The sequence below is a fragment of the Vogesella oryzagri genome (assembly GCF_040148885.1).
GTDB lineage: Bacteria > Pseudomonadota > Gammaproteobacteria > Burkholderiales > Chromobacteriaceae > Vogesella > Vogesella oryzagri.
The window spans coordinates 228,738-243,521 of record NZ_JBEFLD010000007.1 but is presented as its reverse complement, the minus strand read 5'-3'; the positions used below and the strand labels follow the sequence as shown (position 1 = coordinate 243,521).

At 65.5% G+C, this 14,784-nt stretch carries 15 protein-coding genes; 11 read left to right on the top strand and 4 right to left on the bottom strand.

The annotated features are described in order from the left end of the window. Positions 1-76 precede the first annotated feature (76 nt). On the top strand, positions 77-1,024 hold the full coding sequence (locus ABNW52_RS14625; protein ID WP_349589271.1) for a DUF2145 domain-containing protein: 948 nt from the start codon (positions 77-79) through the stop codon (positions 1,022-1,024). A gap of 207 nt (positions 1,025-1,231) precedes the next feature. On the opposite strand, the gene ilvD is transcribed toward ABNW52_RS14625, so the two are convergent. Next, on the bottom strand, positions 1,232-3,088 hold the full coding sequence (gene ilvD, locus ABNW52_RS14620; RefSeq protein WP_349589269.1) for a dihydroxy-acid dehydratase: 1,857 nt from the start codon (positions 3,086-3,088) through the stop codon (positions 1,232-1,234). Between the two features lie 243 nt (positions 3,089-3,331). Between ilvD and lgt the strand changes: the two genes are divergently transcribed. From lgt to ABNW52_RS14590, 6 genes are all read left to right on the top strand, one after another. Beyond that, on the top strand, positions 3,332-4,132 hold the full coding sequence (lgt, locus tag ABNW52_RS14615) for a prolipoprotein diacylglyceryl transferase (RefSeq protein WP_349589267.1): 801 nt from the start codon (positions 3,332-3,334) through the stop codon (positions 4,130-4,132). Between the two features lie 5 nt (positions 4,133-4,137). Further along, positions 4,138-4,491: a hypothetical protein gene (locus ABNW52_RS14610; protein WP_349589265.1), complete on the top strand. Its 354-nt coding sequence runs from the start codon at positions 4,138-4,140 to the stop codon at positions 4,489-4,491. 188 nt (positions 4,492-4,679) lie between these two features. Further along, on the top strand, positions 4,680-5,525 hold the full coding sequence (locus ABNW52_RS14605) for a putative selenate ABC transporter substrate-binding protein (protein WP_349589263.1): 846 nt from the start codon (positions 4,680-4,682) through the stop codon (positions 5,523-5,525). Further along, positions 5,522-6,316 carry a phosphonate ABC transporter ATP-binding protein gene (locus ABNW52_RS14600; RefSeq protein WP_349589260.1) on the top strand — a complete coding sequence of 265 codons (795 nt, stop codon included), beginning with the start codon at positions 5,522-5,524 and terminating at the stop codon, positions 6,314-6,316. The genes ABNW52_RS14605 and ABNW52_RS14600 overlap by 4 nt, the downstream gene beginning before the upstream one ends. Further along, a complete protein-coding gene (locus tag ABNW52_RS14595; RefSeq protein WP_349589258.1) occupies positions 6,310-7,893 on the top strand; it encodes a PhnE/PtxC family ABC transporter permease in 1,584 nt (527 codons plus the stop codon). The genes ABNW52_RS14600 and ABNW52_RS14595 overlap by 7 nt, the downstream gene beginning before the upstream one ends. 257 nt (positions 7,894-8,150) lie before the next feature. Further along, entirely contained in the window at positions 8,151-8,744 is a 594-nt protein-coding gene (locus ABNW52_RS14590) for an HD domain-containing protein (protein ID WP_349589255.1), read from the top strand. A gap of 55 nt (positions 8,745-8,799) precedes the next feature. On the opposite strand, the gene ABNW52_RS14585 is transcribed toward ABNW52_RS14590, so the two are convergent. Continuing rightward, the gene (locus tag ABNW52_RS14585; RefSeq protein ID WP_349589252.1) at positions 8,800-9,243 is read right to left on the bottom strand and encodes an Lrp/AsnC family transcriptional regulator; all 444 of its coding nucleotides are present in this window, start codon (positions 9,241-9,243) and stop codon (positions 8,800-8,802) included. A 130-nt stretch (positions 9,244-9,373) separates the two neighbouring features. Between ABNW52_RS14585 and ABNW52_RS14580 the strand changes: the two genes are divergently transcribed. From ABNW52_RS14580 to ABNW52_RS14565, 4 genes are all read left to right on the top strand, one after another. Next, positions 9,374-10,000: a LysE/ArgO family amino acid transporter gene (locus ABNW52_RS14580; protein ID WP_349589250.1), complete on the top strand. Its 627-nt coding sequence runs from the start codon at positions 9,374-9,376 to the stop codon at positions 9,998-10,000. Positions 10,001-10,017: 17 nt separating this feature from the next. Then, positions 10,018-10,422 carry a hypothetical protein gene (locus ABNW52_RS14575; RefSeq protein ID WP_349589248.1) on the top strand — a complete coding sequence of 135 codons (405 nt, stop codon included), beginning with the start codon at positions 10,018-10,020 and terminating at the stop codon, positions 10,420-10,422. Positions 10,423-10,658: 236 nt separating this feature from the next. Continuing rightward, positions 10,659-10,919: a translation initiation factor IF-1 gene (infA, locus tag ABNW52_RS14570; RefSeq protein WP_174874702.1), complete on the top strand. Its 261-nt coding sequence runs from the start codon at positions 10,659-10,661 to the stop codon at positions 10,917-10,919. A 40-nt stretch (positions 10,920-10,959) separates the two neighbouring features. Next, entirely contained in the window at positions 10,960-11,139 is a 180-nt protein-coding gene (locus ABNW52_RS14565) for a hypothetical protein (RefSeq protein ID WP_174874703.1), read from the top strand. Between the two features lie 76 nt (positions 11,140-11,215). On the opposite strand, the gene ABNW52_RS14560 is transcribed toward ABNW52_RS14565, so the two are convergent. Then, a complete protein-coding gene (locus tag ABNW52_RS14560; RefSeq protein WP_349589245.1) occupies positions 11,216-13,570 on the bottom strand; it encodes a heavy metal translocating P-type ATPase in 2,355 nt (784 codons plus the stop codon). A gap of 102 nt (positions 13,571-13,672) precedes the next feature. Continuing rightward, complete coding sequence (gene corA / locus ABNW52_RS14555) at positions 13,673-14,740, bottom strand: magnesium/cobalt transporter CorA (RefSeq protein ID WP_349589242.1); 1,068 nt, start codon at positions 14,738-14,740, stop codon at positions 13,673-13,675. Between the last annotated feature and the right edge of the window lie 44 nt (positions 14,741-14,784).

Here is a 14,784-nt window from a genome sequence, read left to right as displayed (position 1 = left end):
TGCCTTTCGTCTGCTGACGTCGGCGCTTCCCTGGCGCCGATGCCAGACCGCCCGCCGCTTTCCGATTGCCATCGCCATGCCGCCCCTGATCGCCCTCCCGTCGTTACCCGCCGTTGGCCGCAAGCTGTTGACACTGGTCGGCACGCTCGCCTGCTGGCTGCTGCTGGCCGCCCTGCCGGCACAGGCCAACTCGCTGCTGTTTTGCGACCGGCCGCCGGCGCAATCCGCGGTACAAAAAAACCGCCTGCTGCTATTCAGCGAGGCGGTGAAAAACGTACTGCAACAATCGGGCAGCCAGGCCGCCATCGTGGCGCGCGCCGGACTGGATCTCGACCGCTTTGCCATCCGCTACACCCATGCCGGCATCAGCCTACGGCAAAGCCCGAATACCCCGTGGTCGGTACGCCAGCTGTACTACGCCTGCGACGACAGCCAGCCGCACATCTACGACCAGGGCCTATCCGGCTTCCTGCTCGACAGCCATCAGCAGGACAGCGCCTATGTCTCCATCCTGCTGCTGCCCGCGCGTGCCGAAGAGCAGCTGGCGGCAACCGCGCTGGACCGTGCGCAGGCGCTGGCCGTGCTGGGCGCGCAATACAGCGCCAATGCCTATGCGTTTTCCACCCGCTACCAGAACTGCAACCAGTGGCTGGCCGAGCTGCTGGCTCGCGCCTGGGGCGAACTGCCGGCCGCGGACGCCCCGCGCGAGGCGGCGCAGCGCTGGCTGCAGCAGGCGCAGTACCAGCCCAGCAGCATCGACGTGAAATACGGCTTCATGGTGTGGGCCGCCTACCTGGTGCCGCTGCTGCATAACAGCGATCACCCAGCGGCCAACCTGGCCGCCCGCCACTATCAGGTGAGCATGCCGGCCGCCATCGAGCAGTTCGTGCGCGCGCAATGGCCCGACAGCCGGCGCATTGAGTTGTGCGTGCGTAACGAGCAACTGGTGCTCCACCACGGCTGGGATAATATTGCCGATGGCTGCCAGCCTGGGGCCGACGATACGGTCAGCACGCTGGGCTGAGCACCGCCAGGCGAGCCATGGCGCGGAGTCGGCACACGTCGCTCCGAGGCGGGCGCCACGCCACCGCGGTAAACAGCCACACCCACAGGCGGCCAACGCTGGATACGGATGGCCGCCACCGACCATCCGCCAAGCGTGGCACCATGAAAAACGGCAGCCCAGGGCTGCCGTTTGTGCGGGACGGCGGCCAAGGTTGGCCGCACGCGCTTACTTGCGTTCTACCTGCGACACGTCGCGCACCGCACCGGTGTCGGCACTGGTGGTCATCGCGGCGTAAGCGCGCAGCGCCGGGCTGACCACGCGCTCGCGATCGACCGGCTTCCACGCGTCACGACCGCGTGCTTCCATCTTGGCACGGCGATGCGCCAGTTCTTCGTCGGACACGGCAAGATGGATGGTGCGGTTGGGGATGTCGATCTCCACGGTATCGCCCTCTTCCGCCAGGCCGATGGTGCCGCCCTCGGCGGCTTCCGGCGACACGTGGCCGATGGACAGGCCGGAGGTACCGCCGGAGAAGCGGCCGTCGGTCAGCAGCGCGCAGGCCTTGCCCAGCCCCTTGGATTTCAAGTAGCTGGTGGGGTACAGCATTTCCTGCATGCCCGGGCCGCCTTTCGGGCCTTCGTAGCGGATGATGACGATGTCGCCGGCCACGACCTGGTCGGCGAGAATGGCCGCCACCGAAGCGTCCTGGCTTTCGAAGATGCGCGCGCGGCCGGTGAATTTCAGGATCGAGTCATCGACGCCGGCGGTTTTCACGATGCAGCCGCGTTCGGCGATATTGCCGTACAGCACCGCCAGACCACCATCCTGCGAGTAGGCATTGGCCTTGTCGCGGATGCAACCGTCGGCACGGTCGTTGTCCACCGTCGGGTAGCGCATGCTCTGGCTGAAGGCGATGGTGGTCGGCACGCCGCCCGGTGCCGCGCGGTAGAAGCGCTGCGCCTCGCTGTCGTCACCGTGGCGCATGATGTCCCAAGCTTCCAGGCCAGCGCCCAGCGTCGGGCTGTGTACGGTGGGCACGTCGCGGTGGATCAGGCCGGCGCGGTCCAGCTCGGCCAGGATCGCCACCACGCCACCAGCGCGGTGCACGTCTTCCATGTGGTACTTCTGGGTGGCCGGGGCCACCTTGGACAGGCACGGCACGCTGCGTGAGATACGGTCGATGTCGGCCATCTTGAAATCGACACCGGCCTCGTTGGCCGCAGCCAGCAGGTGCAGCACGGTGTTGGTGGAGCCGCCCATGGCCACGTCCAGGCTCATGGCGTTCTCGAACGCCTGCTTGGTGGCGATGCTGCGCGGCAGGATGGAGTAGTCCTCTTGTTCGTAGTGGCGCTTGGTGATTTCCACGATCAGGCGGCCGGCGCGCAGGAACAGCTCCTTGCGATCGGCGTGGGTGGCCACCAGGCTGCCGTTGCCCGGCAGGCTCAGGCCCAGCGCCTCGGTCAGGCAGTTCATCGAGTTGGCGGTAAACATGCCGGAGCAGGAACCACAGGTCGGGCAGGCCGAGCGCTCGACGCGATCGACGTCTTCGTCCGACACCGCGCTATTGGCCGCTTCCACCATGGCATCCACCAGGTCGAGCTTGCGGATGTCGTTGCCCCACTGCACCTTGCCGGCCTCCATCGGGCCGCCAGACACGAACACCACCGGGATGTTCAGGCGCATGGCCGCCATCAGCATGCCGGGGGTGATCTTGTCGCAGTTGGAGATACACACCAGCGCGTCGGCACAGTGGGCGTTGACCATGTATTCCACGCTGTCGGCGATCAGGTCGCGGCTGGGCAGGCTGTACAGCATGCCGCCGTGGCCCATGGCGATGCCGTCGTCCACGGCGATGGTGTTGAATTCCTTGGCCACGCCACCGGCCTTTTCGATCTCGCGCGCCACCAGCTGGCCCATATTGTGCAGATGCACGTGGCCGGGCACGAACTGGGTGAAGCTGTTGGCAATGGCGATGATGGGCTTCTGAAAGTCCTCGTCCTTCATGCCGGTGGCGCGCCACAGCGCGCGGGCACCGGCCATGTTGCGGCCGGCGGTCGAGGTCTTGGAACGGTACTGGGGCATGGTGAATCCTTAATGTCTCTGAATCTTTATCCCGTGGCCAGACTGGCTGGCCACGTGCTGCCATATTAGGTTACGCGCATCCGTCAGCCCGCTTCTGTGAGCAGGTCGCAGGAACTTCCGGGTACTGGAGGTTTCTGTATTGCAGCATGGGCAGGTCCGGGTATCGACACCACGCTGCCGGACGCTTTTTCGTATAATCCGCGTCTATCGTCCTCTTTTACCGCAAACGCACATAACTGACAAATGCTGATCCATCCGCAGTTCGACCCCGTCGCCATCCACCTGGGCCCGCTGGCCGTGCACTGGTATGGCCTGATGTATCTTCTCGGCTTCGTGCTGTTCCTGGCGCTGGGCAATTACCGCATCCGCCGCCAGCCGGATGGCATCTGGAGCAGCAAGGATCTGGACGATTTCCTGACCTGGGCGGTGATCGGCGTGGTGGCCGGCGGCCGCCTCGGCGAAGTGCTGTTCTACCAGCCCGGCTACTACCTGTCGCACCCGGCCGAGATCCTGATGGTGTGGAAGGGCGGCATGAGCTTCCACGGCGGCTTCATCGGCGTGCTGGCGGCCATGGCGCTGTTCGCGCGCAAGAAGGGCGTCAGCTTCTGGCAGATCAGCGACTTTGTGGCGCCGCTGGTGCCCACCGGCCTGGCCGCCGGCCGCATCGGCAACTTCATCAATGGCGAACTGTGGGGCCGCCCGGCGCCGGCCGAGCTGCCGTGGGCGATGGTGTTTCCACAGGTGGACCTGCTGCCGCGCCATCCGTCGCAGCTGTACCAGGCACTGCTGGAAGGGCTGACGCTGTTCGTCATCCTGTGGCTGTTCTCCAGCAAGCGCCGCCCGGTGGGGCAGGTGTCAGCGCTGTTCCTCGCCGGCTACGGCCTGTTCCGCTTCGTGGCCGAATACTTCCGCACCCCGGACGCCGGTATCTTCGGCCAGTCCGACGTGATCAGCATGGGACAGTGGCTGAGCCTGCCGATGATCATCACCGGCGCGGCGCTGTTTGTGTGGTTCGGCAACCGCGCGGGCCGCAGCGCGGTCTAAACCGCATGAACACGCGCCTTGTCCCCCTGCTTGCCTGTCTGCTGCTGGCCGGCTGCGCCCACTACCAGTGGCGCCACCCGGACGGTACGGTGAACTTTGACACCGACAGCTACCAGTGCCAGCAGGAAGCGGCCAAGGCGTTTCCGCCCGACATCCGCCAGCGCAGCTACCCGCCGCGCTACATCGGCCCGCGCTGGCACTGCCCGCCAGGCGCCACGGCGCGCAGCGCATGCTGGCTGGATGGTAGCTGGTGGGACTGGCCAGAAACCGAAGCCTACGATGTCAACGAGCGCGCCCGCAGCGACTTGTACCGCAGCTGCCTGAAAGCACGCGGCTGGGCCTATATCCGCGTGGACTGACACTGCAGCCAGCTGAAAACACAAGGCTTTTACGCTAGAATTCGCACCGGCGGCCTTTCGTCCGCCACCGCAAATCATCAATGCAGTCGCCAGGCTGCATTTTTATTTGGGCACCGCGCCAAGGTTGGCCGCAGGCGCCCGTTGACTGCACGCGGCCTTTAGTCCGCCTAGCCAGAAAGCCCCGACCCATGAACACCAAGATCGCCCTGGCCAGCCTGCTGCTGGCCGTCTCCGCCGTGGCCGGCGCCGCCGACGCCGTGCTGAAAGTGTCCGCCATTCCGGACGAAGCCCCCACCGAGCTGCAACGCAAGTTCGCGCCACTGGGCAGCTACCTGGAAAAAGAACTGGGCATGAAAGTGCAGTTCGTGCCGGTAACCGACTACGCCGGCGTGGTCACCGCGCTGAACGCCGACCAGATCGACATGGCCTGGCTGGGCGGTTTCACCTTCGTGCAGGCCAGCCAGCGCGGCAAGGTAGTACCGCTGGTGCAGCGCGCCGAAGATGCCAAGTTCACCGCCAAGTACATCGGCAGCGTGGAAGCCGGCATCAAGACCCTGCAGGACCTGAAAGGCAAGCGCTTTGCCTTCGGCTCCGCCTCCTCCACCTCCGGTCACCTGATGCCGCGCTACTTCCTGCAAAAGCAGGGCATGCAGCCGGAAACCTTCTTCAAGACCGTGGGCTACTCCGGCGCGCATGACGCCACCGTGGCCTGGGTGGCCTCCGGCAAGGTGGAAGGCGGCGCGCTGAACGCCTCGGTATGGGACAAGCTGGTGGAAGCCGGCAAGGTGGACCCGGCCAAGGTACGCCTGCTGGGCACCTCCCCCACCTTCTTCGACTACAACTGGACCGTGCGCGGCAGCATGGACAAGAAGCTGCAGCAGCGTATCCAGGCCGCATTCCTGAAACTGGATGCGGCCAACCCGGAGCAGAAAGCCATTCTGGAACTGCAGCGCGCCAGCAAGTTCATCCCCACCAAGGCAGAAAACTACGAAGGCATCGAGGCTGCCGCCAAGGCTGCCGGCCTGCTGCAATGAGCCTGGCGCTGAGCGAAGCGACGCTGTCGCTGCGCGGCCAGCGCATTCTCGACGGCATCACCCTGCGCCTGGCGCAGGGTGAACAGGCAGCGCTGATCGGCCCGTCCGGCGCCGGTAAATCCAGCCTGCTGCTGCTGGCCGCCAGCCACTACCGCGCCGACAGCGGCAGCGTGCAGCTGCTGGGCGCCGAGCCGTGGCAGCAGAATGCCGCCGCGCTGCGCCGCCTGCGCAGCCGCATCGGCAGCGTGTACCAGCATGCGCCGCTGCCGGCGCTGCAACGGGTGGTTACCGCCGTGGGCGCCGGTCGCCTCGGGCAGCTGTCAACGTTGGCCGCACTGCGCCGCCTGCTGTGGCCGCAGGACGTGGCCGCCATCCGCGCGGCGCTGGAACAGGTACAGCTGGGCGACAAGCTGTGGCAGCGCTGCGACCGCCTGTCCGGCGGCCAGCGCCAGCGCGTCGGCATCGCCCGCGTGCTGTACCAGCAGCCCGAGCTGCTGCTGGCCGACGAGCCGGTAGCCGCGCTGGACCCGCGCCTGGCCGACGACACCGTGGCACTGCTGTGCCGCGATGCCGCCGCGCGCCACGCCACCCTGCTGGTCAGCCTGCACTCGGTGGAGCTGGCGCTGGCGCACTTTCCGCGCCTGATCGGCCTGCGCGACGGCAAGGTGATGTTCGACCTGCCGCGCAGCAAGGTCAGCCCGGCGCTGCTGGCAGCGCTGTACGCCGGCGACACCCCGCCCGAGCGGGACGACAACCCGGCCACCCCGCTGCCGCGGGTGGCGCCATGCTAACCTCCTCCACCCACCCGCTGCGCGACCCAAGGTTGGCCGCACGGCTGGGCTGGCTGATCGCCACGCCGCTGCTGTTGCTGACGGCCATGGTCTACACCGGCTTCGACCCGCGCTTGCTTCTGGACGCCGCCACGCTGGCCACGCTGGGCAGCTTCGTCAGCCAGTTCTTTCCGCCCAGCCACGAGCCGGCCTTTATCGCCAGCCTGCTCGGCGAAACCGTCACCACCCTAGCCGTCGCCAGCAGCGGCACCCTGCTGGCCATGCTGGTCGGCCTGCCGGCGGCGCTGCTCACCAGCCGCGCGCTGGACCGCGACACGCTGTGCGGCGACGCCCCCACCCGCCCATGGCGGGCACTGCAACACGGCCTGCGCGGCGTGATGGTGATCCTGCGCGGCGTGCCCGATCTGGTGTGGGCACTGCTGCTGGTGCGCGCCGCCGGCCTCGGCAGCCTGCCGGCGGTACTTGCGCTGGGGCTGGCCTACGGCGGCATGCTGGGCAAGGTCTATGCCGAGATTCTGGAAGCGCAGCCGCGCGAGCCCGCCGCCGCACTGGCTGCCAGCGGCGCCGGCCGGCTGGCGTGCTTCGCTTATGCGCTGCTGCCACAGGCGGCGCACGAGCTGATCAGCTACAGCGTGTACCGCTGGGAATGCGCCATCCGCGCCTCGGCGGTGATGGGCTTTGTCGGCGCCGGCGGCCTGGGCCTGCTGATGGACACCGCGGTACGCATGCTCAACGGCGGCGAAGTCGGCGCCCTGCTGCTGGTCTTTATGATCCTGGTGGCGCTGACCGAAACCGTCAGCCGCCTCGCCCGGCTGGCGGTGGACAGCCGCCGTGGCGGCCTGCTGCTGGCACTCGGCTTTGTCCTGCTGCAAGCCGCCGCACTGTACTGGCTGTGGCCGCAGTGGCAAGGCAGCCCGTTTGATGTCGGCGGTCTGCTGCGCTTTGCCGCCGAACTGCTGCATCCAAATCTGGCGCCGGCGTTCCTGCTCACCGTCGCCAGCGGCATGCTGGAAACCCTGGCGCAATCGGCGCTGGGCACCGCCTTTGCCTTTCTCGGCGGCGCGCTGCTGGCCTTACCGGCCAGTCAGCGCGGCCCACGCTGGCTGCGCACGCCGGTACGGCTGCTGCTGAACCTGCTGCGCGGCACCCCCGATCTACTATGGGGCGCCATCGCGGTACTGGCGCTAAGCCTGGGACCGGCAGCCGGCGTGCTGGCGCTGGCACTGCACACCAGCGGCGTGCTGGGACGGCTGTTCGCGCAGACGCTGGAAAACCTGCCACCGGAACCGGAAGCCGCCCTGACCACCAGCGGCGCCGCGCCGATGACACGGCTGGCCTACGGCCTGCTGCCGCAGGCGCTGCCGCAATGGATCGCCTACACCCTGTACCGCTGGGAAAACAACATCCGTATCGCCGCCATCCTCGGCCTGGTCGGCGCCGGCGGCCTCGGTCAACAGCTGTACCTGGCACTGTCGCTGTTCCAGCTGCACAACGCAGCCACCCTGATCGCCGCCATGCTGCTGCTGTCCTGGGGGGTGGAGGGCATCAGCCGCTGGCTGCGGCGAGGGCTGGAATAAACTCGGCTCAGCTGAAATCACTGCGGCCAACCTTGTAAAAGGTTGGCCGCAGTGATTTGGGGGAGGATTATCGACCAAGTCGGCAGTTGGCTCATTTTCACCGGACAGTCCGGTATGGCGCAGTAACCGAGCAACGACATCAGATTCAGGTGGACATCAGCCAGCATGGTCGCAAATGTGTGCGATAGCGCCGAGGCAGGCCCCGTTCGTTCCGTTCTATATAATCTGGCAACGCCACCTTTTGCCGCGTGAAAATCATGCCCCTGACAGCACTAGAACAGCAGTTAAATTTCCTCAGAGAAATCGACCGTCTGAAGACCGTCACACGGCAATCGCCACTACTTGACCAAAGCCGGAAAGAAAATTCGGCCGAGCACTCCTGGCACCTGGCGATGTATGCCTTGCTGCTGAACGAGTACGCCTGCGCCGCCGTGAACACAAACCGTGTCATGCAGATGCTGTTACTGCACGACATTGTCGAGATAGATGTTGGCGACTTCCCTATTCATGCCGGACTTTCCGGCGAATTGCAGGCTAAACAGGAAGCTGAAGCAGCTGTGCGATTGTTTGGCTTATTGCCGCCGCAGCAAGGCAACGAACTCCTTGCTTTATGGCAGGAATTCGAGCGCGCAGAGAGTGAAGACGCGAAGTTCGCCAAGGCGCTCGACCGCTTTCAACCGCTGCTCATCAATGTCTTCACCGGTGGCGGAACCTGGGCGGAAAACAATGTTTCGCTGGAACAAGTCGTATCCCGATATGGCCCGGTTATCAAACGCGGAGCACCGCAACTGTGGGCAGTGTGCGAGCAATGGGTCGTCCGGCACTTTGCCGGGCAAACGACCAAAAGTTAGCCCACGCGTTTAATGAGTCGCCCCTGGCTTGCTAGATACTTCCGGTCTGCAACCCCTACCTTGGCGGCAACACCGGCCGCAGGCTGATCGGCGTGGACAGGATGATGCTGGTGCGCGTTTCGCCCAGATCGTTCAGCCGCGATACCAGCAGCTCCAGGTGCGAGACATCGCGTGCCAGCAGGCGGAATACGTAGGAGTCGTTGCCGGTGACGTGGTGGCATTCCTGCACTTCCGGCATGGCGGCCAACCTGTCGAGCAGGATTTTCTTGGCCGGTTGCGGCACGGTGATGCCCACCAGCGCCGACAGCGCGTAGCCGGTTTTCAGCGGAGCCACCACCGCGTGGTAGCCGCGAATCACCCCTGCCTCTTCCAGCCGCTTCACCCGCTCCGACACCGCTGGTACCGACATGCCCACCCCCTGCGCCAGTTCCGTCAGCGATTGGCGGGCATTGGCCTGCAGGGCAGCCAGTATGGCCCAGGATTTACTGTCGATTTCCATTTGTAAGGTCCATCTTGGTTTTTGCCTTAAATTGACAAGTCAATGCGAACAATGGCCCCCAGCATGGCATGGTTGGCCGCCAGCGTCACCGGCACACTAAGAATATGGAATCTGATGCTGGGAGCAAATAATGACCGTGTTTGTAGAAGCCGTCGCCATCGGGCTGGCGATTGCCGCACCGGTAGGACCGATCGGCTTGTTGTGCATTGAGCGTACCCTGCACCACGGCCCGGCGCGCGGGCTGGCGACCGGGCTGGGCGCTGCCACGGCCGATGCGGTGTACGCTAGTCTGGGCGCTGCCGGCATGGGAGTCGTGATTGGCTGGCTGACCGCACTGGCCGCGCCGCTGGCCCTGACCGGCAGCGCGCTACTGCTGTATCTGGGCATTGCCACCCTGCGCCGGCCACAGGCTGCGGGGGCGGCACAGGCCAAAGAAGGGGGCAGCCTGCTGGGCGCCTACAGCAGTGCCTTGGCGCTGACACTGAGCAACCCGATGACCATTCTGTCGTTCATCGCGGTGTTCGCCGGGCTGGCCGGCGGCCATGCGCCCGGCAACGGCGAGGCGCTGCTGATGGTACTGGGCGTGTTCTCCGGTTCGGCCGTGTGGTGGCTGCTGCTGGCCTACGGCGGCGGCCGCCTGCTGTCACGGCTGGGGGGGCGGGGCCGCCGCTGGGTAGACCGCCTGTGCGGGCTGCTGCTGATCGGTTTTGCCGGGCTGATTGCCTGGCGGGTATTGCCGACAATAGTGGCATTCTGATGCTTACTACGGCTAACATGCTGCATGTTCTTAAAGATATCAGCAGTCCTGTCGATAAGCTGTCTGCCAGATGGCATTCATTACGTGAGACCGCTATGGAAATCCGCAGCAATATCAGCGCGATACCCTATTCCGCCCCGGCCAGTGCGCCCCAGACCGCCGCTGCCGGCGCTGAGCTAGCTACGCCAGCGGAAACGCCCTCCACCATCGTCACCCTGCAGTCCCCGGCGGCAACAGCGGCAGAAACTGAGGGCGGCACGGAACCGTCTCCGGTGAAATCCTTTACCTATGGTGCACTGGGTTTGCCGGAACCGCTGCCAGTCGACACGCCGTCGGCCAAGCCGGAAAACACTTATTTCACTGCCGGCAAATGGGTTGCCGCCGCCGCGACAGTCGGTTCCATCGTCTCGCTGCTGGTCTGATTTTTATGGACCGCAACCCACCCTGCTTGCCTTGCATCAATAAAATTTGACAAATCAAGCATTTAGCACCATACTGCTTTTTGCCTCTTCTCTGGCGTCATCTCAACTGACGCCTGCCTTGCCTTAACTGCTGTCACATCGCACAGCAATTTCCGCTCAGGTTTACGAAGCAACCTGCCATGTCAGAGCGATTACCGCTGCACGTGGCTGCCTACCATTTCAAGATTGGAGCTGCCATGTCCAAAGAAGACATGATCGAACTGCAAGGTGTTGTCATCGAGATGCTGCCGGAGTCGCGTTTTCGCGTTCGGCTCGATAACAACGTGGAGATTCTCGCCTATGGCTCGGGCAAGATGAAACTGCACCGCATCCGCGTGCTGGTTGGCGACCGAGTCACGGTGGAAATGTCACCCTATGATCTCACCAAGGGCCGCATCAATTTCCGCCACCCTACCGCAAAAATAGAACATGCTGCGCCAATGAGGCGCCGCCACTAATCGGCTACCCGCCAGCGGGTTGCCGCAAAGGAAATACCTAATGAAAATCAAAGAACTGAAACAGGGTGACCGCATCACCCAGCAAATCGACAATTCGACTATCGCGTTTGAAGTAATGTCCATCCAGCAAATCGGCCGCCGCTTCATGGTGACCTTCCGCTCGGCGTTCGGCATCGAAAGCGCCAGCTACCAGGGCGAAGCCTGCGTTACCGCAGCATAAGCACCAGCAGCCAAAAAAACAGAACCCGCCTTTCGGCGGGTTTTTGCTTTTCCGGCGGCGGCCAACGTTGGCCGCATCAGCGCCAGCGTCGCAGCAGCAGCGAGTTGCTGACCACCGATACCGAGCTGGCGGCCATCGCTGCGCCGGCAATGACCGGATTCAACAGCCCCACTGCCGCCAGCGGAATCCCCAGCACGTTGTAGATAAAGGCAAAGAACAGGTTCTGGCGGATCTTGCGCATGGTGGCGCGCGACAGGCGCACGGCATCGGCCAGATGCAGCAGATCGCCATGCATCAGCGTCACGTCCGCCGCCTCGATGGCGACATCCGCCCCCGCCCCCATGGCAAAGCTGACATCGGCCACCGCCAGTGCCGGTGCATCGTTGATGCCATCCCCCACCATCGCCACCCGCAGGCCCTGTGCCTGCCACTGCCGGATCTGCGCCGCCTTGTCCTGCGGGCTCTGGCTGGCATGCACCTCGCTGATGCCGGCCTGGCGCGCGATAGTGCTGGCGGTTTCCGGCTTGTCGCCGGTGAGCATCGCCACTTTCACCCCCAAGGCAGCCAGGGTCTGCACCGCCTGCGGCGACGTTGGCCGCAACTGGTCGGCCAGCGCCAACAGCGCCTGCGGCACGCCATCGCGCGACAGCGCCAGTACCGTCTTGCCCTGCGCATACAGCGGCTGCGCCAGCGCCGGCACCGTGCCCAGCACCCAGTCCGGCGTGCCCAGCTGCAGGCGGCCAACGTTTGGCAACACCGCGCTGACGCCCTTGCCGATAGTGGCCTCGAATGCCTCCACCACCGCCAGCGGCAGCTGCTGCTTGGCGGCAGCGGCAAGGATGGCCAGCGCCAGCGGGTGCTCGGCACCCTGCTCCAATGCCGCCGCCCATCCCAGCCACTGCGCCTCGTCGCCGGCCGTCAACGGCACGATGTCGGTGAGCTGCGGCTTGCCGACGGTAAGGGTGCCGGTCTTGTCCACCACCAGCAGATCCAGCGCCGCCGCATGCTGCAGGGCGGTGGCGTTGCGGAACAGCACGCCGCGGCGCGCACCGTTGCCCATGCCCACCATCACCGCCGTCGGCGTCGCCAGCCCCAGCGCACACGGGCAGGCAATCACCAGCACCGCCACCGCGTGAATGAAGGCCCGCGGCCAGTCGCCGCTCAGCCAGACGGTCAGCAGCAGCGTCAGCAAGGCAATGGCCAGCACCGCCGGCACGAACACCGCGGCGATCTTGTCCGCCAGCGCCTGGATCGGCGCCTTGCTGCCCTGCGCCTCGGCCACCGCGCGCACGATGGCGGCCAGCTGCGTGTGCGCCCCCACGCCGCGGGCGCGCACTTTCAGCATGCCGCCGCTGTTCTGGGTACCGGCATACACGCGGTCGCCCACGCTGCGCTCCACCGGCAGACTCTCGCCGGTGAGCAGGCTTTCATCCAGCACCGCCTGCCCGGCCTCCACCTCGCCATCCACCGCCAGCCGTTCGCCGTGGCGCACGATCACCAGATCGTCCGACTGCAGCTGGCCGATCGGCAGCTCCAGCAACTGGCCGTCGCGCTCCACTCGCGCGGTCTTCGGCGATAGCGCCAGCAGGCTTTCGATGGCGCCGGCGGTGCGATGCTTGGCGCGCGCCTCCAGCAGCTTGCCCAGCAGCACCAGGGTGATGATCACCGCGCTGGCTTCGAAGTATACATACAGCTCGTGCATGCCGGCCACGGTGACCCATGCCGACCACAGCCACGCCATGCTGGTACCCAGCGCCACCAGTACATCCATATTGGCGCCGCCACCGCGCAGCGCCAGATAGGCGCCACGATAGAAGCGCCAGCCCACCAGAAACTGCACCGGCGTCGCCAATGCCAGCTGCCACTCACGCGGCAGCCAGCCGTGGTGACCGCCGGCAGCCATCGTCCACATCTCGCCGGCGAACGGCAGCGTCAGCAGCAGCGACAGCGCAAACCACAGCAACTCGCGCCGGTACTGCCGCTGCGCCGCCTGTTCACGCGCGGCGCTATCGTCGCTTTGCACGCTGGCGTCGTAACCGGCGCGGCGCACGGCGGCGATGAGGTCGTCGGTCTGCAAACTGCCGGCGGGAAAACGCACACTGGCGGTCTCGGTAGCAAAGTTGACGTTGGCCGCCACGCCAGGCAGGCGGTTCAGCACTTTCTCGATGCGCTGTGCGCAAGCGACGCAAGTCATGCCGCTGATGGCCAGTTGCACACTGGCCTCCGGCACGGCGAAACCGGCTTTGCCAATGGCGGCGCGCAAGGCGGCGACATCCTGCTGCGCGGGGTCGAATTCGATACGGGCGGACTCACTGGCAAAGCTGACGCTGGCACTGACGCCCGGCAGGCGACCCAGCACTTTTTCGATACGCTGCGCGCAGGCGGCGCAGGTCATGCCCTGTACCGGCAGGGTAACGGTTTGCTGATTCATGGCGATTTCCGGCGAGGAATATAAGCCCATAATATACCCCTACAGGGTATATAGCAAAGTCACGTTGGCCGCATCGCCGGCGGCCGCTTGCTGCGGCCAACCTTACAGCCAGCGGCGGCGCCAGAAGATAAAGCCCAACACCAGCGCAATCAGCGCCATGCCGGCCATCACGCCGAAATAGCCATAGCGCCAGTGCAGCTCCGGCATGTTGTCGAAGTTCATGCCGTAGATGCCGGCGATCAGCGTCAGCGGCATGAAGATGATGGTGATCACCGTCAGCACCCGCATCTGCACATTGAGGCGGTTGGATTGCGCCGACATGTACAAGTCCAGCATGCCGGAGATCACCTCGCGCGCGGTTTCCAGCGATTCGATCAGGTGCAGGGTGTGGTCGAAGGCATCGCGCAGGTAGAGCAGCGTGCCGTGCTGGAAGAAGGTGTGGTCGCCGCGGGTCAGCACATTGAGCACCTCGCGCAGCGGCACCAGCGCCCGGCGCAGGCGCATCGCCTCCTGCTTCTGGCGCTGGATGCGCGCCAGGATGAAGCGGTCGTGCCCGGACAACACCTGCTTGTCCAGTTGCTCTACGTTGGCGTTGAACTGGTCGATGACGCCAAAGTAATCATCGATGATGGCATCCAGCAGGCCATAGGCCAGGTAGTCGGCGCCCTGCTGCCGGAGTTGGCCGCGACCCTGGCTCAGCCGTTCGCGCAGCGCGGCAAACACCCCCAGCGGCTGGGTCTGGAAGCTCAGCACAAAGCCATTGCCGATCACCAGGTACACCTGATCGTGCTGCAAACGCTGGTTGTCCGGCTGGTAGCGATACACCCGGGTGGCGATGAACAGGTAGTCGCCGTAGTCGTCCACCTTGGGGCGCTGCCGGCTGTTGAGAATGTCTTCCAGCACCAGCGGGTGCAGGCCGAAGCGCTGGCCGATCGCCTGCAGCAGCGCTGGGTCGGTCAGGCCGTACACGTTCAGCCACAGCACCGGCAGCTGCGGCCGGTACGCCAGCCCCTCTTCCAGCGTGGCGAACACCGTCTCACGGCATTCGGCGGCGTTGTATTCGATCAGCGAGATGCGGCTCGCCAGCGCCGGCGCCTCTCCCGCCGGCAGCAGCGTGCCCGGCGGCTCGCCCAGGGTGGGAAAACGCTGTTTCAGTTGTGGATGACGCATACGGCTCCAGACAGACAAACGGCCGTGGCAGCTGCTGCGCACGG

What these genes read in the sequence shown, in the direction of transcription:
- ABNW52_RS14625 (WP_349589271.1), top strand. Translation starts at nt 77, where the DNA reads ATGCCGCCCCTGATCGCCCTCCCGTCGTTACCCGCCGTTGGCCGCAAG.
- ilvD (WP_349589269.1), bottom strand. Translation starts at nt 3,088, where the DNA reads ATGCCCCAGTACCGTTCCAAGACCTCGACCGCCGGCCGCAACATGGCC.
- lgt (WP_349589267.1), top strand. Translation starts at nt 3,332, where the DNA reads ATGCTGATCCATCCGCAGTTCGACCCCGTCGCCATCCACCTGGGCCCG.
- ABNW52_RS14610 (WP_349589265.1), top strand. Translation starts at nt 4,138, where the DNA reads ATGAACACGCGCCTTGTCCCCCTGCTTGCCTGTCTGCTGCTGGCCGGC.
- ABNW52_RS14605 (WP_349589263.1), top strand. Translation starts at nt 4,680, where the DNA reads ATGAACACCAAGATCGCCCTGGCCAGCCTGCTGCTGGCCGTCTCCGCC.
- ABNW52_RS14600 (WP_349589260.1), top strand. Translation starts at nt 5,522, where the DNA reads ATGAGCCTGGCGCTGAGCGAAGCGACGCTGTCGCTGCGCGGCCAGCGC.
- ABNW52_RS14595 (WP_349589258.1), top strand. Translation starts at nt 6,310, where the DNA reads ATGCTAACCTCCTCCACCCACCCGCTGCGCGACCCAAGGTTGGCCGCA.
- ABNW52_RS14590 (WP_349589255.1), top strand. Translation starts at nt 8,151, where the DNA reads ATGCCCCTGACAGCACTAGAACAGCAGTTAAATTTCCTCAGAGAAATC.
- ABNW52_RS14585 (WP_349589252.1), bottom strand. Translation starts at nt 9,243, where the DNA reads ATGGAAATCGACAGTAAATCCTGGGCCATACTGGCTGCCCTGCAGGCC.
- ABNW52_RS14580 (WP_349589250.1), top strand. Translation starts at nt 9,374, where the DNA reads ATGACCGTGTTTGTAGAAGCCGTCGCCATCGGGCTGGCGATTGCCGCA.
- ABNW52_RS14575 (WP_349589248.1), top strand. Translation starts at nt 10,018, where the DNA reads ATGCTGCATGTTCTTAAAGATATCAGCAGTCCTGTCGATAAGCTGTCT.
- infA (WP_174874702.1), top strand. Translation starts at nt 10,659, where the DNA reads ATGTCCAAAGAAGACATGATCGAACTGCAAGGTGTTGTCATCGAGATG.
- ABNW52_RS14565 (WP_174874703.1), top strand. Translation starts at nt 10,960, where the DNA reads ATGAAAATCAAAGAACTGAAACAGGGTGACCGCATCACCCAGCAAATC.
- ABNW52_RS14560 (WP_349589245.1), bottom strand. Translation starts at nt 13,570, where the DNA reads ATGAATCAGCAAACCGTTACCCTGCCGGTACAGGGCATGACCTGCGCC.
- corA (WP_349589242.1), bottom strand. Translation starts at nt 14,740, where the DNA reads ATGCGTCATCCACAACTGAAACAGCGTTTTCCCACCCTGGGCGAGCCG.